General features: G+C 37.9%; 19 protein-coding genes. 11 read left to right on the top strand and 8 right to left on the bottom strand.

All coding sequences use genetic code 11. The annotated features are described in order from the left end of the window. Positions 1–3: 3 nt before the first annotated feature. Positions 4–1,017: a flagellar motor switch protein FliG gene (fliG, locus tag CH361_RS00930; protein ID WP_004785217.1), complete on the bottom strand. Its 1,014-nt coding sequence runs from the start codon at positions 1,015–1,017 to the stop codon at positions 4–6. A 165-nt stretch (positions 1,018–1,182) separates the two neighbouring features. Between fliG and CH361_RS00925 the strand changes: the two genes are divergently transcribed. Together CH361_RS00925 and CH361_RS00920 are read left to right on the top strand one after the other, a co-directional pair. Then, on the top strand, positions 1,183–1,797 hold the full coding sequence (locus CH361_RS00925; RefSeq protein WP_244279454.1) for a TetR/AcrR family transcriptional regulator: 615 nt from the start codon (positions 1,183–1,185) through the stop codon (positions 1,795–1,797). 24 nt (positions 1,798–1,821) lie between these two features. Beyond that, entirely contained in the window at positions 1,822–2,793 is a 972-nt protein-coding gene (locus CH361_RS00920) for an MBL fold metallo-hydrolase (protein WP_100788948.1), read from the top strand. Here the strand turns inward: CH361_RS00920 and CH361_RS00915 are convergent. Beyond that, positions 2,777–3,412, bottom strand: coding sequence for a hypothetical protein (locus tag CH361_RS00915; RefSeq protein ID WP_100788947.1), 636 nt, complete (start codon positions 3,410–3,412; stop codon positions 2,777–2,779). The genes CH361_RS00920 and CH361_RS00915 overlap by 17 nt on opposite strands. Between CH361_RS00915 and CH361_RS00910 the strand changes: the two genes are divergently transcribed. Further along, positions 3,411–4,457: a hypothetical protein gene (locus tag CH361_RS00910; RefSeq protein ID WP_100788946.1), complete on the top strand. Its 1,047-nt coding sequence runs from the start codon at positions 3,411–3,413 to the stop codon at positions 4,455–4,457. The two genes, CH361_RS00915 and CH361_RS00910, sit on opposite strands and share 2 nt — an antisense overlap. On the opposite strand, the gene CH361_RS00905 is transcribed toward CH361_RS00910, so the two are convergent. From CH361_RS00905 to CH361_RS19805, 3 genes are all read right to left on the bottom strand, one after another. Then, positions 4,431–5,396 carry a M23 family metallopeptidase gene (locus tag CH361_RS00905; protein ID WP_100788945.1) on the bottom strand — a complete coding sequence of 322 codons (966 nt, stop codon included), beginning with the start codon at positions 5,394–5,396 and terminating at the stop codon, positions 4,431–4,433. The two genes, CH361_RS00910 and CH361_RS00905, sit on opposite strands and share 27 nt — an antisense overlap. A 15-nt stretch (positions 5,397–5,411) precedes the next feature. After that, on the bottom strand, positions 5,412–7,496 hold the full coding sequence (locus CH361_RS00900; RefSeq protein ID WP_244279452.1) for a sensor domain-containing protein: 2,085 nt from the start codon (positions 7,494–7,496) through the stop codon (positions 5,412–5,414). Positions 7,497–7,655: 159 nt separating this feature from the next. Continuing rightward, complete coding sequence (locus CH361_RS19805) at positions 7,656–7,868, bottom strand: hypothetical protein (protein ID WP_244279445.1); 213 nt, start codon at positions 7,866–7,868, stop codon at positions 7,656–7,658. A gap of 235 nt (positions 7,869–8,103) precedes the next feature. Here CH361_RS19805 and CH361_RS00895 point away from each other — a divergent pair, with 235 nt between their 5' ends. From CH361_RS00895 to CH361_RS00880, 4 genes are all read left to right on the top strand, one after another. Next, the gene (locus tag CH361_RS00895; protein WP_100788944.1) at positions 8,104–8,646 is read left to right on the top strand and encodes an LIC20153 family lipoprotein; all 543 of its coding nucleotides are present in this window, start codon (positions 8,104–8,106) and stop codon (positions 8,644–8,646) included. Between the two features lie 69 nt (positions 8,647–8,715). Continuing rightward, positions 8,716–9,309, top strand: coding sequence for an HmuY family protein (locus tag CH361_RS00890; protein ID WP_100789405.1), 594 nt, complete (start codon positions 8,716–8,718; stop codon positions 9,307–9,309). After that, positions 9,309–11,495 (top strand): TonB-dependent receptor plug domain-containing protein, encoded by a 2,187-nt coding sequence (locus CH361_RS00885; RefSeq protein ID WP_100789404.1) that lies wholly within the window; start codon positions 9,309–9,311, stop codon positions 11,493–11,495. The genes CH361_RS00890 and CH361_RS00885 overlap by 1 nt, the downstream gene beginning before the upstream one ends. After that, positions 11,470–12,117 carry a hypothetical protein gene (locus CH361_RS00880; RefSeq protein ID WP_100788943.1) on the top strand — a complete coding sequence of 216 codons (648 nt, stop codon included), beginning with the start codon at positions 11,470–11,472 and terminating at the stop codon, positions 12,115–12,117. Before CH361_RS00885 ends, CH361_RS00880 begins: the two co-directional genes overlap by 26 nt. Here CH361_RS00880 and CH361_RS00875 read toward each other — a convergent pair. Together CH361_RS00875 and CH361_RS00870 are read right to left on the bottom strand one after the other, a co-directional pair. Next, positions 12,114–12,641: a DUF3015 domain-containing protein gene (locus CH361_RS00875; protein ID WP_100788942.1), complete on the bottom strand. Its 528-nt coding sequence runs from the start codon at positions 12,639–12,641 to the stop codon at positions 12,114–12,116. The two genes, CH361_RS00880 and CH361_RS00875, sit on opposite strands and share 4 nt — an antisense overlap. Before the next feature lie 14 nt (positions 12,642–12,655). Continuing rightward, positions 12,656–12,877: a hypothetical protein gene (locus tag CH361_RS00870; protein ID WP_100788941.1), complete on the bottom strand. Its 222-nt coding sequence runs from the start codon at positions 12,875–12,877 to the stop codon at positions 12,656–12,658. A 188-nt stretch (positions 12,878–13,065) separates the two neighbouring features. On the opposite strand from CH361_RS00870, the gene CH361_RS00860 reads away from it, so the two are divergent. After that, positions 13,066–13,989: an FAD-binding oxidoreductase gene (locus CH361_RS00860; RefSeq protein WP_100788940.1), complete on the top strand. Its 924-nt coding sequence runs from the start codon at positions 13,066–13,068 to the stop codon at positions 13,987–13,989. Between the two features lies 1 nt (position 13,990). After that, the gene (locus CH361_RS00855; RefSeq protein WP_100788939.1) at positions 13,991–14,212 is read left to right on the top strand and encodes a transcriptional coactivator p15/PC4 family protein; all 222 of its coding nucleotides are present in this window, start codon (positions 13,991–13,993) and stop codon (positions 14,210–14,212) included. 1 nt (position 14,213) lies between these two features. Here CH361_RS00855 and CH361_RS00850 read toward each other — a convergent pair whose 3' ends face one another. After that, positions 14,214–15,869 (bottom strand): VWA domain-containing protein, encoded by a 1,656-nt coding sequence (locus CH361_RS00850; RefSeq protein ID WP_165782214.1) that lies wholly within the window; start codon positions 15,867–15,869, stop codon positions 14,214–14,216. Between the two features lie 72 nt (positions 15,870–15,941). On the opposite strand from CH361_RS00850, the gene CH361_RS00845 reads away from it, so the two are divergent. Together CH361_RS00845 and CH361_RS00840 are read left to right on the top strand one after the other, a co-directional pair. Further along, the gene (locus CH361_RS00845) at positions 15,942–16,652 is read left to right on the top strand and encodes a 7-carboxy-7-deazaguanine synthase QueE (protein ID WP_100788938.1); all 711 of its coding nucleotides are present in this window, start codon (positions 15,942–15,944) and stop codon (positions 16,650–16,652) included. Further along, positions 16,652–19,495, top strand: a complete 2,844-nt coding sequence (locus CH361_RS00840; protein ID WP_100788937.1) for a DEAD/DEAH box helicase — start codon at positions 16,652–16,654, stop codon at positions 19,493–19,495. The genes CH361_RS00845 and CH361_RS00840 overlap by 1 nt, the downstream gene beginning before the upstream one ends. The last annotated feature ends 32 nt before the right edge of the window (positions 19,496–19,527 follow it).

Genomic DNA, 19,527 nt, shown 5'->3' with positions numbered 1-19,527 from the left:
GGATTAAACCACAAGTTCGTCTTCTCCCGCACGAGCCACAACGATCTCGCCCGCTTCTTCCAGTTTACGGATGATGTTTACGATTTTTTGCTGCGCGTCTTCCACGTCTTTCAAACGAACAGGACCCATAAAATCCATATCTTCCCTAAGTAAGTTCGCCGCACGTTTGGACATGTTTTTAAAGATCTTATCTTGCACTTCGGAATCCACAGATTTCAAAGCTTTCGCCAAATCAGTGTTATCCACTTCACGCATAACTTTTTGGATCGCACGGTCATCAAGTAAAACGATATCTTCGAATACGAACATCCGTTTTTTGATCTCTTCGGCAAGTTCTGGATCTTCTTCTTCCAGAGCTTCGATGATGGTTTTCTCTGTTCCCCTGTCTACAAGGTTCAAAATTTCTACCACAGAATCAATACCCCCAGCGGAAGTATAATCCTCGGAAGCAAGAGTAGAGAGTTTACGCTCTAACACCCGTTCTACCTCTCGTAGTACGTCTGGTGATACCCGGTCCATAGTTGCAATTCGTTTAGCAACTTCCGCTTGGATTTGGTGTGGTAAGTTGGAAAGAATGTTGGATGCTTTTTGCGGATCCAAATAAGATAAAATAAGGGCAATGGTCTGCGGATGTTCCCCCTGGATAAAGTTGAGGAGGTGGGCCGGGTCAGTCCTTCTGATAAAGTCAAAGGGCCTTACTTGTAAGGACGAAGTAAGCCTGTTGATGATGTCGATGGCTTTCTGGTTACCGAGGGCTTTCTCGAGAAGTCCCCGTGCAAAGTCGATACCACCATTGGTGATAAATTCCTGTGCCATCATGAGTTCGTTGAACTCAACAAGCACCTTTTCTTTATCTTCTGGGGTGATCTTATCTAAACGAGCAATTTCGAACGTAATTTGTTCGATCTCGTCTTCTCTAAGGTGTTTAAAGATTTCGGAGGCCACTTCGTTTCCAACCGCAACCAAAAAGATGGCGGCCTTTTGTCTTCCTGTGAGCGATGGCTTCTTATTGATCATACTTCGTCCCGAAATCCGTACTACTTAGTTTATCGGCCGCTCCTTAAAAAAACAATGAGATTTATTCTTTGCTATTTTTTACAACTGGCTCTCCAGGAGGAAGCGAACCACCCCAATCATTTCCTTGCAAGGTCATGATTTACTCAATGAAATCAATTCAATTTTATGTTGACCGGTCTATTATTTTCTAATGGAATGACCAATATGGGCCATAAAGGTGAAGAAACCAAACAGAGGATGATCGAAGTGATGGCCGGACTTCTCGAAAAAACTGGGTATGAAGCCACCGGCCTTACCGAACTGGGAAAGGAAACCGGCACACCCAAAGGTTCCCTATACTTTCATTTCCCTGGTGGAAAAGATGAACTTACAAGCCTTGCCCTTCTGCATTCTGGAAATGAGCTAAATCTTTTTTTCCAATCAGTTTTACGTGACACGGAATCTCCAGCTCATGCCATCAAACAAGTATTTCACGCATTGGAAGAGAGAATTATTTCTAGTGATTACCAAAAAGGATGCCCTATCGCCACAACAGCCATGGAAACCATTGGTTCCGTTCCATCCGTTGCCAATGTTTGTAATGAAGTTTATTCTAGTTGGCTCAAAACTTTTGAATTCTATCTGGTGGGAAAAGGATACAGTCCTCGCATCGCGAAAAATCTTTCTTTGTCCGTTCTTTCTTTATGGGAAGGTGCTTTATTACTTTCCAAACTCCAAAAGTCCCCAGAACCTTTGCGCGTGGCTGCCAAAACCGCAGAGTTACTTTTCAAACAAAACTAAGATGTTTTAAAGGATCAAACAAAAATGAAACTTCCATCAAAAACTAAAATTTTTCTAACTGTCAGTCTAACATTTGGAATTGTTTTTTTTCTGTACTTCCTTGGATACCCAAAGGAAAAAATCCCTTCCTTCAAAGCAGAAGAAAAAACAAATTCTCCTCTCATCCCAAAACCAAATGGGAAATCAAATTTAGTATTTTCGATTCTGAAAACAGGAGAAGCAAGAACATTAGAAGCCTTCGTGGTAGAAGGTGGATCAGTTTTCAAAACTGTCATAGTAGCCCATTCCGCTTTTTATATCCAACATCCTAAAGGAAATTTTTTATTTGATACAGGACTTGGGACCAAAGTGAAAGAACAGTTTCAAGTTTTTCCTTTGTATCTAAAACTTTTAATGGATTATAAACCATTTCAACCAGCAAACAACCAATTGGAATCGAATGGAGTTGAACTTACCTCGATTCAGGATGTATTTTTTTCCCATCTCCATTGGGATCACGCCAGTGGTTTAAAAGACTTTCCTTCGGCAAAAATACATAGTTTACCAAGCGAGTTGAACAATCCTAAAGTAGAACTTGGTTATATTTCTTCTCAGTTTGATGGAGATTCCGTAAACTGGAACCATATACAATTTAAAAATAAACCTTACGCATCTTATGCGAATAGTTTGGATTGGTTTGGAGACGGAACCGCTGTTTTTGTTCCTATGAAAGGGCATAGTGAAGGTTCTGTGGGCCTTTTTTTACACACTAAAAATGGAAATGTTTTTTTCCTTACTGGAGACATTGTTTGGCGAAAAGAAGGTTTCACAGAAAAAAAACACAAACCAAGAGGAGCGAGATGGATTGTTGACTTTGACACGGTGGCCCTAGGGGAAGAAATCGCACGAGTTTATGATTTAATCCAATTCAATCCAGAGTTACAAATTGTCCCCGCCCATGATCACGATGTACAAAGTGTTCTTGGATTTTATCCGCAAGTTACTGGCTCCCATTAGGTTCGTTCGATTCCACTTCTGGATTTTGGATTTGTGTTGGTTTGTCTTGCAAAAGGAGAGACTTGATTCCTTGAATCGACCTCTCCATCCGCTCGATTTCTTCTCGTAAGTTACCACGATTTTCTTGGATCTCATTATGATACAAATGGGCTTTACCTACCAATTGGTGATAATCGAGAGATAGTTGGTGGAGGGCCGAGTCCCAGTTCTTAGGTTGGATCCGCCTTTGGTTCCAATACCATTTTTTTCCCCACTGGCTAAGGATTTGAAAGATTCCAATCGCATGCAATGGAACCAAAATGTATAAGGATGCGATGATGACCTTACTATAGGTAACCTCTTTTGAAAACAGTCCCCAAAAATAGATCCAAAGTGCAGAGAGTAACAAAACGGCAAGGGTAAGATTGGCCTTAGGAGTTTTGGGAGAAACTGAATTGAAAACGGAAAGGAGGATGACAGAAAAGATCAGTAAAAGGAGAACTTCCCAAGGGACTAAAGTAAAAAATAAATCCCAAAACTTTTGAAAATTCTCCCAACTGGTTTTGATCTGGTTGATGGTTGTTTGGATTTCAATAATTTGGTTTTGGATTTTATGAAAGAAGTCTGTGATCGCCGACATGAAGCAAATACTAACGAAAATCAAAAATCATGCAAGTGGTTTCTTATCTAAGTTCTTGGCTCCCAAAACCCCAAGAAACTTACTCATTTTATATTCCATCATTGCTGTTCCTTTTTTCATTTACCATGAATCTCATCTTCCCTGGCATTATATCTTTGCCCTCTGTATTCTTTCTCTCATTGTCGGGCTTTTGATTACTTATGCCAGTTTATATGTCATCCATAGGTACTGGGCAGAGACGTTCCACCCTCTGATTGAATTAGGTGTTGTTGCACTTTTTATCTTTGCTTTATGGCTTGCTGATGTTTTAGCCTTTGAAGCAGGGACTGTTTTTTTATTTTTGCTTGTTGCCGTTGCATTTCTCATTCGTACTCTGCAACTCGAAGAATACGCTCGTCTTTTGATCGCAGCTTGTCTCATTGCAAGTAACGCTCTGATTGCCTTTAAGGCCTTACAAGGTGCAGAAATTTTATCAGCTTACCTTCTTTTTAAAAACAAATACCAAATTGAAGAAAAAGATCTTAATGGTTGGAAGGTTACGGATAACAACCAATATTGGAACGACGAACTACAGTTTGGATTTACCCTTCCCGAAGGATTTTATTTTTTCAAACCAGAAGATTTAACCATGGAGAACAAAACCGGAGCAGGACAAATTGCTGGACTACTTGCTTTCAGTGACCACGATGCAGATCGGTATCCGTTTGTACGGATTTTTTATTTTCCAGATTATCTTGGTTTTCAGGAAAACCAAGCAATCTCTGAGTTTTCAGAATTTCTAAAAATACAAGTGAGTAAGGGAGATATTGAAGACATCCAAGAAATCCAACATAAAGAATTAGAGCCTTTTGTTGTAACATCAAAGTTTTGGACGTTTTATGATCTACTTAGACCTCGTTATGCGAAGACTGGATTCATTTTGGTAGAAACAACCAATCACGACAAACTATTATTACACATTACTGAAAACTTAGAGAAGGGAGAAATTCACGAACAAGGAATTCGTGAATTTTTATCATCAATTCGATTCGGCAATCGACTGTAAGGCAATTAAAGAAAGTGGATCCACAAGTGTGTCGTTGATTTTGGCACCCAAATGAAGGTGAGGGCCGGTAGACATTCCAGTGGTTCCTACAGCCCCAATCACTTGGCCTTGTTTAACAACATCACCTACTTTGACTTTGATTTCATCTTGATGCATATAAAATGAAAAGATTTTGTTACCATGATCTACAATGGTAAAATTTCCTTCATAATAAGTTTTTCTAGCAAGAACCACAACTCCATCTTGGATCGCAAAAATTGGTGTTCCTGTTTTTCCCCGAAAGTCTACACCACCATGCGGCCGACCTTGTTTGTTATTATAATCTCGCCTAACATAGAATTTGCTGGTAATAAAAATCTTTTCTAAAGGATTTTTAAAATTACTCATAAACTGTAACTGGCTTTGTTTTGCAAAAGCAGCTTCTTTGGCAGTTCTACATTCTTGAATGAAATCTAATGTTTCTTTTGGAAGTTCTTTGGTTACAAATTTCTCATCTACAGTGATCTGTTGATTCTTTTTAATCACTTGGAACTTTGTTGGTTCTAAGATGATTTGGTATTGTTTTTGCCCCCGTTTGACAAAAAAGATTTTTGATACAATTTCAAGGGTCATCGCACCAGCAGGAGTGTCTGGAGATATTGGTAAAAAAGCAACCATACTCTTTTCTTTTTTAGTAAGGATTACATCCTTACCTAACCAGCTAACTTTAAAAGATTCATTAATCCATTTTTTATCCTTAGGAGTTAGCCGTAGGAAAATCACTTCTCCCCTTCCAAATCGCCTTGCTTCCATTAGAAGTGAAAAATTCTTTTCTTCTTTTTTTACAAAGTAATTAGAAGAAGATGTTTTTACCGATTTTTTCTTTACTTCACGGGATTCAGCGGGCACAGGGCGCACAAAAGATAAAATCAAAACCAAAAAAGATAAGAACCGTATCATCTCTTTAAACTTCGGCTATTTTGTTTTAGCAGATTCGTTAAAATTTTTGACGAAAGTAACAAAATCTTCGGCAGGCAAAGGTTTGCTATAGAGATACCCCTGGATCATATGACATCCCAAATCATGTAACAAATCTCTCTGAACAGAGTTTTCCACACCTTCGGCAATGACTTCCATTCCTAAAGAATGTGCCATATTGATGATGGCCTTACAAATGGCTCTATCATCCTCATTCAATTCCAAATCAATCACGAAGGATCTATCGATTTTTAAAACATCTGCATTGATTTTCTTTAAATAACTCAAAGAGCTATACCCAGTTCCGAAGTCATCAATAGAAACTTTGATCCCAAGATCTGCTAAATATTCAAAAGCTTCTATACTTTTTTCTGGGTTTTCCATGATGGAACTTTCCGTTAATTCTAATTCAATTTCCTCAGGGAGAATATTAAACTGAAGGATGGTTGATTGTACACGGTGTGACCAATTAGCACGCGCTAGTTGTTTTCCACTTACGTTAATACTTACAGGAAAGGAAGGTAGATCTTGATGTTTCCATTCTTGTTTTAAGCGGCAAGCCTCTTCCAAAACCCAATCTCCAATCCTTTCAATGATACCTGAATCTTCGGCAACGGGAATGAATTCTACTGGAGGAACCCAACCCCTTTCAGGATGTTTCCAACGAATGAGTGCTTCCGCACCACAAACTTGATTCGTCACAGTGGAAATTTTTGGTTGGAAAAAAAGAATTAACTCTTCGTTCTGAATGGCTTTTCTTAAAGAATTCTCTATATATAATCTTTTTTCAGATCTGAGTATGAGTTCATTCGTATAAAATTTAAAATTATTTCTTCCAAGTTCTTTTGCTTTGTACATTGCCATATCCGAATTTTTTAATAATTCGGAAGTGGAAACTCCATCATTTGGTGAAAGTGCAATTCCCATACTAATGGTTGTAAACAAATCACGACCCATAATATGAAAAGGTTGGCTAAGAATATCTAAAATCTTTTGAGCAAATTCGGCAGCTGCACTTTTATTTAAAACATCTACTTTTAAAATAGCAAACTCGTCACCACCAAATCTTGCCACAGTGTCGACTTCGGTCATTACACGTTTGAGTCTAGCACCAACCATTTGTAAAAGGATATCTCCTTTCGTATGGCCCAAACTATCATTGATAAATTTAAAATTATCAATGTCAAAAAAATAGAAAGCTAATAAGGTTTCTGTAGATTTATGGTTTTTTAAGGCTTGGTTAGCATGATCGATAAACAAAGTTCGATTCGAAAGTCCAGTGAGTGCATCATAGTAAGCTAAATAACTAATACGTTCTTCCGATAACTTTCTTTCCGTAATATCCACACCAAAACTAATGAATCTTTTTTGGTTAGATTCAGCATCGTCAGTTGGAATGTATTTTCTCAAAAGGTAAGTGACTTTATCGTTACTATCTTGAATGAGTTCCTCAAATTGCACAATCTCGTTATCTTTGGCAGCAAGATCTAAATATTTTTTACGTTTTTCATAAAACTCTGCAGGAAGTTCTAATTTCTCTGCAAGCTCGACATCCGTCTTTTTATATAACCATTTACGCATATCTTTATTTGATAAAAACACTGGATTAGAATATTCATATTGATAATTAGAATTTAACACAGCAATGTCTGAATCCAAATTATCCAAAATAAACTCATAGAATGCTTTTTGGTTTTTAACTTGCTCCTGTGATCGTTTTCTATCTGTGATATCGCGAAACGTTGCCCAAATCGCCATCTTACCATTTACTGGAAAGAGCCGAAAGGAGGATTCTGTTGGAATCAAGTTTCCTGATTTTGTTTGTAATGCAGTGCTTTCAATTAGATTTCCCTCAAACTCTTCATCTTCATCGATCTCAACAGGAGGCATAAAAAAAGAGAATTCTTTTCCAACAATCTCTTCAAGTGAATACTCCAGAACAACTACCGCTTGTTTGTTGGCATTGATGATTTGTTTTGTACCTGGATCAATTTGCATTAAGATGTCGAGTGACTCTTCAAAAACATTTTGAAGGACAACTACCTTTTCTCTGATTTTGTCATAGGCAATCGAACGGTTCATATCTTCAATGAGCCTTTCAGCAAAGTTTAATATTAAATCTAAAATCCCAATTGAATATGTTGGTTCTGAAAGATGAAGATAAGTTGGATGGGCTGCTCTCTCTAATTCAGCAGGAGTTAGTGATGTTACCGAAAGTAATATGTATGGAGACTCCGGAAATTATTCAAAAATGAACTTTTGTTTCTCTAGAACTTTAGGATCATTCCAAAATAAGAAGACTGCTGACTCTTGGATCGTCCCAGGTATGATATCCAAAATGGAACGAAAGCTATGAACATGACAAGAATCAATGCTCTTTATGTCGCCTAGTAAGCGATGATAAAAATTATGATCAAACTCTTCAATGTAGATCGTAATTTGTTTGAGAGACATGACCTTGGCATAGTAGACGAAGAATCATTTTCCTTACAATTGATTTTTTAAATCATTTGTTCAGAGTCAATTGCCAATTTCTGATCCCAATTATGGATTTTAATGACCAATGTTCGGACAATCCCAAGTCATCTGTCATAATTCTGTCAGTCTCAGAAAAAATTTAGGCAATCGGTAAAATGAATTTGATTCTCATTACTCGTACTTGAGTTTGGATAAAAATGACCGAGGTTCTATGAAATCCCTTCAAAATAAGACAAAATTAATCATTCTTTTAAGTTTGGTAGCTGGATTTTCCTTCCAGTGTGAAAAGAAGGAAGAAAAAGACAACACTCCACTTCTACTTCTTGCAGCTTTAACAAATTCCCCTGGTGATTGCACAGTTTCAGCACCTCCAAGAGCAAGTATCAATACTTGGCAAAGTGTCGTGACTGCCAATGGAACAGAGACTATTAGCAAAATCGGTTCTGTACCAATCGTAGGTCATCAAACAGCAGCGCTCAAAATCACTGCAAAAAACGGAACAACTGTTGCCCTTAGCGGAAATTCTTTTGTAATCGTATACCAATCTGCAACTTGCCCACTATCTACTTCTACTAGAACAGGTTTTACACCTACAAGTTTAACTGATACTAACAGTGAGTTTACTAATTCGTATACCGTATCTGGAACAGGAACGATCACTTTTACTGTTGCCGGTGACTATCATATTTTCTTTTATGCCATCCCATCTCGTGGACAAGCGGCTAGTGTAACTTATACTGTTGCGGGCTTATAAAGAAATTTGAAGTTTTTTATCTTTGGGATACTTTTCCTATTGAGTTTTTGTGCAAGGCAGGAAGCTGCCTTGTCAGACCAAGACTTGTTTGTAAACCAATTGATCACCAATTTGATCAATGCAGGAAATCCCAATGCTTTAGATAAAATTGTATATTCCAAGTCCAACGGAGATGGAAGTTATACAACTAGATTCAATGCGACTAATTTAGATTTTTATATTTACTTTCAATTTGAAGGTAACAAACAAATTCCTTTTTCAGAAAAAGATTCTCTTACCTGGGATTTTGCATTTAACAGATACAAAGCCGCAACAAATTCAGGTGAAACCAATCGGTTTGGACTCGGCGGTGCTTGTAAAAGTAATACAACTGATTTTGGTACAGCTAGTTCTAATTCTGCTGCTAGCCAAGGATGTTCCACATTTACCGTTGATGTTGCCACCACCACACAAGGAATTGGTGGAGCCGGGGCAACTTATATCGGAAATGCAATTGTTACCGAATGGTACTATTACACTATTGGATTTTTATCTCCAAAACCTGATATCTTTCTCATTCGAGGGGGAACAGGAGCTTCTACTTACGCCGTTCATATCGAAAATTATTATAGTGATGCGGGAACTTCAGGTTATCCTACCATCCGATGGAAAAAACTTCCCTAATGCATTCTTTCATTCAGTTTCTATTTCCTATCCTTTGCCTCTTTGTACTTTTTATTGGAGAAGTTCATTCCCAAACACGTCCTCGTGAAACAGGAAAAAAAACTAAAACGACAGACCAACAACTTCCGAACACTACCACTCCAACAACTGAAACCAATCCTACTGATCAGAATCAGAACCCACAAACTACAGGTACCACAACCACTACGCCAGTAGCGGATGGAGAAAACAAAGAAGAAACTTCTACAGAAGAAGTAGATCGTTTCAAAGATTTAGACAATAAAAATGGGATCGTAGTAACTGGTTCGCGTGGTGAAAGAAGACTCAAAGATTCTACAGTTGCTACAGAGGTAATCTCTAGAAAACGAATTGAACAAACAGGAGCACGTAACTTAGGTGAGGTGCTCGATACACAAACTGGAATCAATGTAACACCTTTTTTTGGTGGTTCGCAAGTACAAATGCTCGGGCTTGATTCTAAATATGTACTCTTTCTTGTGGATGGACAACGTGTTGCAGGAAGGTTAAACAATACCATCGATCTAACTCGATTCAAAGTTCAAAATATTGAACGGGTTGAAATTGTAAAAGGTAGTTCTTCTTCTTTGTATGGAGCCGATGCGATTGGTGGTGTGATTAATATCATTACCAAACAAGCTGAAAAACCAGAACATTACCAATTCCGAACATCTTACGGAAACGGAAGACAAACCAACTTTGGTACCCAAGGCGAAAAGAACATGATCGCTGATGTGGGTTTTAAAAATAGTTTTGTAGCCACAAATTTTTTTGGTGGGTTCAACCAATCTGCTGCTTATGACTTAGATCCTAAAACTCCAGCCACTACAGGGAATGCATTCCAGGATAACAACTTAGGTGGGAATATGACCTTCAATCCCGATGGTCAATTTAAAGTAAAAACCGGATTCAATTATTTAAACCGAAACCAAGCAGGGGTTGATTCTAGAGCCAATGGTGGTGTTTTTGATAGAACCAATCTCACAAACGACTTTCTTGGGTTAGGTGCTTTAGAATATTCCTATGGGAATAGAAATATGATTTCCTTACGTGGAAATTTTTCGCGTTGGGAAAACCACTATAAGTTAGATCAAAGAAATTCAAATGAATTAGATGTAAAAGAACTCACCAATGAGTTTTCATCACAGGGTGTTGCTCAGATTGATCACGAAATCAATAAAGATCATATGATCACTGCGGGAGTAGAATCCTTTTCCGAAGAATTACAGTCTGACCGACTCCAAAGAAGAAATGCTTATCGAACCAGAAGAGCAGCTTTCATTCAAGATGAGTGGATCATTTGGCGCCAAGGTTTTGTTTGGCGACTGGTTCCAGGGGTTCGCCATGATGTGGATTCTCAGTTTGGTGGACAAACCACTCCAAAAATTGCAACCAAAGTAGATATCACAAGTAATCTTGTATTCCGCGCAAGTTATGGAAAAGGATTTCGTCCTCCTTCCTTCAGAGAATTGTATTTACGTTTCGAAAATCCAGGTGTGGGATATGTTGTTGATGGAAATGACCAATTAAGACCAGAAAAATCAACAACTGTCAACGCAGACATTGAATACACTCCTTATAAATTTTGGACATTGTCTCTTAGTGTATTTCGTAACGATATTACAGACCTCATCCAATATAGTTTTGGGACGAGAACCAGTGAATTTGCCAATTTCCAATTAAAGAATATCCAAAGAGCTTATACAAGAGGTGTGGAAGCAGGATCTCGAGTTCGATTCCTCAAATACTTTGCTCTGGAATTAGGATACAACCAAACAGACACCAGGGATCTAACAACCGATAGACCTCTAGAAGGAAGAGCTTTACACCAAGGAACAATGAACTTTTTTGTTAACGCTCCTGGTGGCTGGGAATTTGCCCTCCGTGCTAAACGTTTAGACAAACGGCCGTTTTATAGTACAACCAACGAATTTACTGCAGGAAGTAGTACAGCTCTCATCGACCAACAAACCAAATCGGTCGAAGAAAATAACAAAGTAGTCTATGGGAAACCTTTCACATTACTAAATGTACGAATGGAAAAAAAATTCTTCGATGGAAGGATGTCTTTGTTTTTAGGAGTGGACAACCTCCTAGACCAATACGAGCTTACATACAATCCTATTCGTCCCAGGTTTTACTATGGTGGACTCCAAGCCACTTTTTGAACTTAGTGTTTATAAAACAGCATTCATTGTTTTTGTTCTTTATTCACTCTCAGGTGTCGTTTTGTACGCCGATGAATCCAAGTTAAATGCAAAACAATCCAAAGTTCTCAAAGAATCTTTTTCTTACTTAGAATCTATAGAACCCAAACGAATCAAAATCGATAAACCCACGTATAACAAACTTACACAATTTGAATCTATCTTCAAGTTTGGGTTTTCGGGAAAAAAGTTATCACGTTGGATCCAATCGCGAATCAAAAAATATTCTTACGGATCTACTGGTGATTATATAGCGATGTACCATGACGATGGGGATGTTTTGCTTGGACGCGCATTTTTTAGTTTGAATCGATTGGACCGGGTGCTTGTTTTATTACACGAAGCAAGACATGCAGACGGTAAAAATTTCGGCCATGTGGTTTGCCCGGAAAATTTCCAATTTCTAAATCCACGAGATTGGAAAATTCATCCTGCAGGCAAAAAGGGATGTGATTCTGTTATTGATGGTGGTTATGGAGTCACGGCTGCTTTTTTATTTGAATTAGGTGCCTATGGATATCTAAACCAAACGGAAGCAGCACACCGTTACAATTCAGAAATTTCGCGAGTCATTCGCGACTAATACAAACAAGCTTGTTTTAAAGTTGGATCTTCTGCGATTTTAGATTTGAGTCTAGAAAGAATGAGTTGGGATCTTGTAGTCGAATCTCCCTCTTTTGACTTCTCAAAAATATAAGAATGTTTTTCTTTCATCAGTTTTCCAAGTTCTATTCCATGTGTCGGACAACCTAAGAGAGAAGCAATGGTCCGAATTCTTTCGCCCGTCCCTTGTGTAGTCTCTAATTCTAATGGTTCTTCATTATAAGTCACAAAAACTTCTTGTACTCGGTCAGCACGAACAATTCCATCTGTAGTACAATTTGATGTTCCTGAGGTAATCCCAAAAGTCTGAGAGGACAAACTACCGTTCGTAGTCGCAGCAACAACTTGGCCAATGTCATTTTTCCAAGCAGGCACCATCGATCCAAGCCCACAACCAGCCATTCCATATGGTTCTGCAGAAACTTGGTTATGACTTGTAAGTAAAATTATGCTAACAAGTGCTAGTTGGACTTTGATAAAAAAACGAATACCGACTCTAGACATAAAAACCTCTCTAATTAAACAGAAAATAAGGAATCGGAATTACGATCGATTTGCGGAAGTTTGTGTCCATGGGCTAAGATTTCCCCTGACATAGAGAGAACGACCCAGGATTTTTCCTCTTTTGTTTTGGTTTGTAGAGATTGGATCATTGAATTTGTGAATGATTCCAATTTTTGATGAAGGACGGTATTTGGAAATGAGGATGGTTTCTTTTCTTGTGCTTCAATCGATCTCATGCAATTTGTTTTCCCGGTTGTCTTTAGGATCGGCGAGGGGGCCGGAATGACTAAAGTTTAAAAAATCCAAAAAATGAGTCAAGAAGAGACATAATTCCGAGGAGGAAAAATGAAAACTCTAACTTCTCCTTTTCCCGAAGGATCGGAATGCCAAACTTGACCAAAAACCACCTGTTACGAGGACGACCTTGCTTACCCCTCAGATCAATCTGTTTAAAAAATCCAATCCTATTTTAGCCCAAGTTCTAGCGAACACCCGTTTGACTCCCGAACCAGGAAAGGGAAAACGTCCTGCAAAGGAAGGGGATTCTGCCGTTCATCGAATCACCATAGCGGTCGATCACAACACCTACCCATATATGATCGGGCAAAGTGCAGGGATCATCCCTCCGGGTGTGGATCCAGAAAAACAAGCCAAAGGTTCGGCCGATCCTTCTTACACCATCCGTTTGTATTCCATCGCCTCACCGTCGTTTAGTTTTGGTCAAACCAAAGACAATATTGAGTTTGTTGTCAAAAGGGATAATGTTTACGATGAAAACGGAAATCTTGTCCATAAGGGAGTTTGTTCCAATTATCTTTGTGATTTGAAACCTGGGGATACAGTGACCATGACAGGTCCTGCGGGAAAAAAATTCCTTCTACCCCAAACTGATTTTTCAGGTGATATTTTCTTTTTTGCTACCGGAACTGGGATTAGTCCTTTTTTCGGAATGGTCGAAGAACTTCTGGTTCAGAAACTAGTTTCCTTCCAAGGAAATGTTTGGTTGATTTATGGAGCTCCCTATTCTGACGAAATTGTCCTCCGTGATTATTTTGAAGATATGGCAAAAAGTCATTCCAATTTTCATTTCATAACGGCGATTAGCCGAGAGGAAAAAAATTCCTTTGATGGTGGAAAAATGTATATTTCTCACCGAGCAAAAGAAAATGCCGAAGCCATTAAAAATGCTGTCAATGGAAATGGTAAGTTTTATATTTGTGGCGGTCCGAAAGGAATGGAAAAAGGAGTGATACAAGAAATCATGTCTGCTTGCGGAACTGATCTTTCGTATGATGAATTCAAAAAACACCTGGAAGAAAAAGAACAACTTTTTGTAGAGACGTACTAAAATGGCAAAAACAGGAATCATTCGAGATATTGACAAAGGTAGGGGAGAAGTCATCCGCGTTGAGATTTCCGAATACAAAGGCCAAACTTTTTTTAATATTAGAGTTTGGTACACTGACCCCAACGGAGAATTAAAACCCACTCAGAAAGGGATCGCTATTGCACCTGCTCTGGTAAGTGATTTAAAGGAAGCGATCGAAGAAGCAGAACGATGGCTAGCTTAAATTAACTAATTTTTTTATCTCCTTCGTTTGCATAAATGATCCTCTGTAAAATTTCTTTGGCAGAGGAGACATTTTCAGCTACGCGAATGTGGTTGTACAACCTTGTAATTTCGAAAATCTTTTTCACCGAATCATGAATGTTGGCAACCACAAGTTCACCACCCCGTCTTCGTAGCCAACCCACAATCTGAATCACCATTCCAATCGCAGAAGAATCAATATGCGATGTCTCAATAAAATCAAAAATCATATAACGATAACCTTCTGATAGTTTTTGTTCTATTAGGAGTTTGATTTCAGGACATTTATATAAATCGATATCACCAATGGTTCTGTATTCAAAGATTTCATCATGAAGAACAACATCTTTTAAATCTAACTTCTCTGGACCTTTCATCAGTATTTGCGAATTCATAAAAAGATGTTTGTTTAGATCATCTGACTTCGTTGTGATTTTAGTTTCCAGAACTTGTAAACGACCCAAAACAGAACCAAGTGCATTGGGAGCAAAATGTAAATTATTTTTAATATCTTGGATGAGGCCAAATAGTAATGCTTTGGCATCTTCGCTATGCCCACGTTTGATCAAATCAGAAATTTCTCGAATCCCAGTCGTTGCATTTGCTACTAAAATCTCTACTAAAACGTCTGGATCTTGTTTGCCTCTGTTTTTACCTTTTGGAAATTGAAAAGATTCCTTTACCCATTCTAATGCATTCTGCTTAGATAAATTGTAATAGGACAAGTTTACTTCACAAAAAGGAGATTCTGTTTGAGAAACTCGATCATCGATTTCTAAACGTAATACTAAATTACGAATGTCGTCGGCCCTGAGATCACCCAACTGCAAATTAACTTTCTGCCTCGAAATCGTTTTAGAATCTCCTAAAAATTCATCAAATTCTTCTGTTACTTGATGTGAAGTTTCTGATAACACTTGTTTGAATCTTACTCCCGGAGCTAATTGTAATTCCACATCAATGGCCTGTGCATACAGAGCTCCTATATCTCCAAACTCATCAAAGAATATATCAGATGCTTTTTCTGGATTATCGATATAATGAAAATTTCCACCACCGGCTTTTGCAATTTCTACTAATATCTCTTCATTAAAATCATTTCCAACACCAATGGTTGTGGTAGAGATTCCCATAGCTAAATGATCTTCTGCGATTTTAACAAGGGCTTCTTTATCTTTAATTCCTGAAGTAGGATTTCCATCAGTAAGTAATAAAACACGTTTATAAGCATTCGGGATTTTGCATTGGTTAAGACTTTTTAAACCCGATAACCACCCACCACTTAAATTTGTAGAAGTGGCAACTTGAATATTTCTAATTTTATCAGTAACAGAAATTTTTTCTGTTAGGTGAGTCACTGGCTGGATGATTTGGACATCTGCCGAATAAGCAACAATAACAACAGCGTCATGTCTGGTCAGCCAGTTGACAAGAGCACAGGAAGCGTCAATTACCGATTCCATTTTTTCACCCTTCATCGACCAACTTTTATCGATAACAAGGCCAATCACTAAGGGTTTGCGTTCCTCAATTTTAGGGTTGGCAGGGGTTCGAAACCGAAGCAAAAGATGATTTTCTTGTATTTCTTTTTCTTGGATTAACGGATATTCCAATTTAGCATCTACGAACATGACCATAAAAAGCAAATTCTGAATTAATGTTTTCGCAAGAACAATTTAAAGGAATCTGACATACAAGGAATCATCACAATGTTTGGAAAAATTCATGAAGTCTATTCTTCCATATCCGGGGAAGGAATTTCGCAAGGAATCCCTACTGTCTTCATACGATTTGCTGGTTGTTCCTTACGTTGTGGCAGAACAGAAACACGAGCATTATGGTGTGACACAGCTTATGCCTTGGGACCAAACCAAGGCGAAGAAAAAAGTTTAGATTCTATCTGGAAAGAGTTAGAAAAATTAGATCCTCATCACGGTTACCAAGTACTACTCACTGGCGGGGAACCTTTGGAAGGAAAAAACCGCGACTTATCTCTGGCCATAGCAAACAAAATCTACAATCATAGAATCAGTACAGAACTTCCCTACCCTGCCTCTCGTGTAGAAACCAATGGAAGTGAACGAATCACTGAAGATCCTTTTTTTATCTTCACTATGGACTATAAATTACCAGGTTCGGGGATGGAAGAAAAGATGGATCAGGAAAATTTCCGGATTCTAGAAAAGAGACATAATTCACTTGACGAAATCAAGTTTGTTGTGCGAGATAGAATCGACTTTGAAAGAAGTCTCGAAGTCGTTCGCGAACAAAAAATACAGACAAATATATTGTATTCGCCAGTCCACGGTGAAGTGGATGCCAAAGAACTAGTTGAATGGATCAAAGTAGACAACCCACCTAAGTGTCGTTTGTCGCTTCAAATTCACAAAGTACTTTGGGGAAATCAGAAAGGAGTTTGATGGACATCCCTACTCAATTAAGTTTAGATTTTGAAACGATTGTTGAACCAAAACAAACAAATGAATATGGATTTCTCATCGATGAACCAGGTTTAGGTCTAGCAAAAGTTACAAAAGAAACACCTACCTCCGTTGAGTTGTTTTTCGAATCCAAAGAACTTTTTCGCACTGTTAATAAATCAAACAAAAACTTACAGTTTTTAAATCAATACCCAGAATCACTTCGTGTTTGGGAAGAGTTTCCCAAAGCAATGGACTTAAGCCTAGCGGCAAGCCAACTCAAACTCACTTATAATTTTAATAAATTATCTTCTCTATCTAATTCTAGAACTCGTTTACTTCCGCACCAGATAGAATCCACATTCATTGTTGCTAATAGTTTGAAACCAAGATTCATCTTAGCAGATGAAGTAGGTCTTGGAAAAACGATCGAAGCAGGTCTTGCCGTAAAAGAATTAATGTTCCGACGCGGCCTCAAACGAGTTCTAGTGGTGGCACCATCTCCACTTTTAGTCCAATGGCAACAAGAGATGAAAAACAAATTCAATGAAGAATTTGCAATTGTTCGTAGAAGGAATTTTGTAACGAATGGACCGGATCATTGGAGAAATTTTAATAAGATCATAACTTCGATCGATTTTATTAAAAATCCAAGGTATGCAGAGGAAATTCTTGGAACTAAGTGGGATATCGTTGTTTTTGATGAGGCCCATAGACTTCGTCGTGATTATTCAAAAATCACACGTGGTTATCTTTTTGCAGAAAAGATTGCACGAAAAACAGAATGCCTCCTCCTTCTGACAGCAACTCCCTTTCGCGGAAAACTAGAAGAACTTTTTTATCTCATGCATTTGGTCGATCCCAATATCCTTGGACCATACCATACCTTTGTAAATGATTACGTGGTTGGTCAAAAAGGAGATCTAAAAGAAAAAATTTCCAAAGTCCTTCTTCGACGTAGAAAAGTAGAAGTAGGTGGATTTACCAAACGTTTTGCCAAAACGGTTCGCATTGATCTTTCACCCATAGAACGTGCGTTTTATGACGAGACCACTGATTATGTAAAAAGAGAATACAATATGGCAATGGGAACCAAAAACCGTGCCATTGGATTTGTGATGGTAGTATTCCAAAAACTTTTGGATTCTTCAGTCATCGCTCTACTTTCTGCCTTACAAAAAAGAAAGTTTATGTTGGAATCTAAATTCCATTACATGAAAGAACATGAGACCACTCTCGATGATTGGGATTTGGATGAAACGGAAGGTGTAGAAGACTTCATCACTGAATTAGAAGATGAAGAAATGTCTAGTTTCCAAAGGATCAAACGAGAACTGTTTACTCTAAATCGTCTCATCCATTTGGGAAAACAAATCAAAGAAGATAAAAAAACCCAAAAACTAAAAGAAACCCTCTATCGCCTAAAAAAAGAAGGGCATAAAAAATTTATCATTTTCACTCAATTTAGAACCACTCAAGACCATCTACAATCTGTTCTAGAACCTGACTTCAAAGTTTCACCATTTCACGGTTCTTTAAGTATGGATGAAAAAGAAGTCGCCATTCAAAAATTCAAAGAAGACTACGAAATTTTAATTTGTACGGAAGCTGGTGGCGAAGGCCGTAACTTACAATTTGCAAATATACTTTTTAATTATGACTTACCTTGGAGCCCGCTAAAAATTGAACAACGAATTGGAAGGATTCATCGTTTTGGGCAAAAAGATAATGTTTATATCTTTAACTTTGCTTCCAAAGATACAGTAGCGGAAAGAATTTTAGAAGTGCTTACAAACAAAATTCGTCTCTTTGAAGAATCGATCGGAGCCTCCGATGATCTTCTGGGAACCATTGAAGAGGAACTTGATTTCAACTCAAGTCTGATGAAATTTGTAACAGGCACCAAAACCAAAGAAGAATTGGAAACAGAATTTGACCTTCGCATCCAAGTGGCTCAAAAAGGATTCGAAAAACTCAATGCACTTGTAACTCCGAAAGTTTTGGATTTCAATTTAAAAGATTATTATGATCATACTTTAGAAGAAAGAGAATGGAACAATAGCCATCTAGAAGAAGTTGTGGCTCAAGGATCAAAGTTTTTTCAGTCACATCTCCCAGGAACTTTAACTTCCGTTAGCAAGGGATCATACGAATATAAGAATTCTGAAGGTAAAGTCAAAAAGGCAACTTTTGATTCCGACCTTGCCTTAACCAATGATTCACTTGAGTTTATGGCATTTGGTCACCCCTTTGTAGAGAAAGTAACGGAACTACTCACTCAAAGTGATGTTGGTCGTAAAAAGAAGTATTTGATCTCAAATGAATTAGGCCAAAAAATCCTTTTTGTTTTCCAAGTGGAATTTGACTTTTCTCTCAAACGAAAAGACCTCTTTTTTATTGAATTTGATTTAAAGAAAAAGAAAACCGCAGTCCTCGGTGAAAAACCAAACGAATGGATAGAGGCAAAAACTTATGTTCCGGAAAAAGAACTCGCCCTATCCAAATTAGAAGAAGCGTTTATTCATTGTTTTCCGATTGTCGAATCAGAAGCAGAAACCAAAAAAGAAATCTTAAGAAAAGAAACTTTGTCTATTTTTCAAAAAGAAGAATACAAAGTAGAACTTTCTCATCAAAAGACCATTCGCCAGTTGGAAGAAAAACTCATGCGCCAAGAAGCAGCTTATAAATGGGACAATCGTCCTGAAAAAAAAGCAGTCCTCCACAAAACAATGAAGGAAATCCAACGCGCAAAAGATGAGTACACTGTGGAAATTCGCAAAATCAAAAACGGTGCCAAAATTTTCCACAGAATTCGTCTCTTTCAAACTTATATAAGCATTTAAATTCATTTACAGAGAATTTCAAAAAGGTAAAT

The organism is Leptospira brenneri (assembly GCF_002812125.1).
Taxonomy (GTDB): domain Bacteria; phylum Spirochaetota; class Leptospiria; order Leptospirales; family Leptospiraceae; genus Leptospira_A; species Leptospira_A brenneri.
Note: the sequence above shows the minus strand (reverse complement) of the source record. Positions and strands in the feature narration are given on the sequence as shown.

Coding starts and splice junctions, on each gene's coding strand:
- CH361_RS00855 (WP_100788939.1), top strand. CDS start 13,991: ATGGCAAAAACAGGAATCATTCGAGATATTGACAAAGGTAGGGGAGAA.
- CH361_RS19805 (WP_244279445.1), bottom strand. CDS start 7,868: ATGTCTCTCAAACAAATTACGATCTACATTGAAGAGTTTGATCATAAT.
- CH361_RS00910 (WP_100788946.1), top strand. CDS start 3,411: ATGAAGCAAATACTAACGAAAATCAAAAATCATGCAAGTGGTTTCTTA.
- CH361_RS00905 (WP_100788945.1), bottom strand. CDS start 5,396: ATGATACGGTTCTTATCTTTTTTGGTTTTGATTTTATCTTTTGTGCGC.
- CH361_RS00925 (WP_244279454.1), top strand. CDS start 1,183: ATGTTGACCGGTCTATTATTTTCTAATGGAATGACCAATATGGGCCAT.
- CH361_RS00920 (WP_100788948.1), top strand. CDS start 1,822: ATGAAACTTCCATCAAAAACTAAAATTTTTCTAACTGTCAGTCTAACA.
- CH361_RS00840 (WP_100788937.1), top strand. CDS start 16,652: ATGGACATCCCTACTCAATTAAGTTTAGATTTTGAAACGATTGTTGAA.
- CH361_RS00900 (WP_244279452.1), bottom strand. CDS start 7,496: ATGAACCGTTCGATTGCCTATGACAAAATCAGAGAAAAGGTAGTTGTC.
- CH361_RS00895 (WP_100788944.1), top strand. CDS start 8,104: ATGAAATCCCTTCAAAATAAGACAAAATTAATCATTCTTTTAAGTTTG.
- CH361_RS00845 (WP_100788938.1), top strand. CDS start 15,942: ATGTTTGGAAAAATTCATGAAGTCTATTCTTCCATATCCGGGGAAGGA.
- fliG (WP_004785217.1), bottom strand. CDS start 1,017: ATGATCAATAAGAAGCCATCGCTCACAGGAAGACAAAAGGCCGCCATC.
- CH361_RS00850 (WP_165782214.1), bottom strand. CDS start 15,869: ATGGTCATGTTCGTAGATGCTAAATTGGAATATCCGTTAATCCAAGAA.
- CH361_RS00870 (WP_100788941.1), bottom strand. CDS start 12,877: ATGAGATCGATTGAAGCACAAGAAAAGAAACCATCCTCATTTCCAAAT.
- CH361_RS00885 (WP_100789404.1), top strand. CDS start 9,309: ATGCATTCTTTCATTCAGTTTCTATTTCCTATCCTTTGCCTCTTTGTA.
- CH361_RS00875 (WP_100788942.1), bottom strand. CDS start 12,641: ATGTCTAGAGTCGGTATTCGTTTTTTTATCAAAGTCCAACTAGCACTT.
- CH361_RS00915 (WP_100788947.1), bottom strand. CDS start 3,412: ATGTCGGCGATCACAGACTTCTTTCATAAAATCCAAAACCAAATTATT.
- CH361_RS00880 (WP_100788943.1), top strand. CDS start 11,470: ATGGTGGACTCCAAGCCACTTTTTGAACTTAGTGTTTATAAAACAGCA.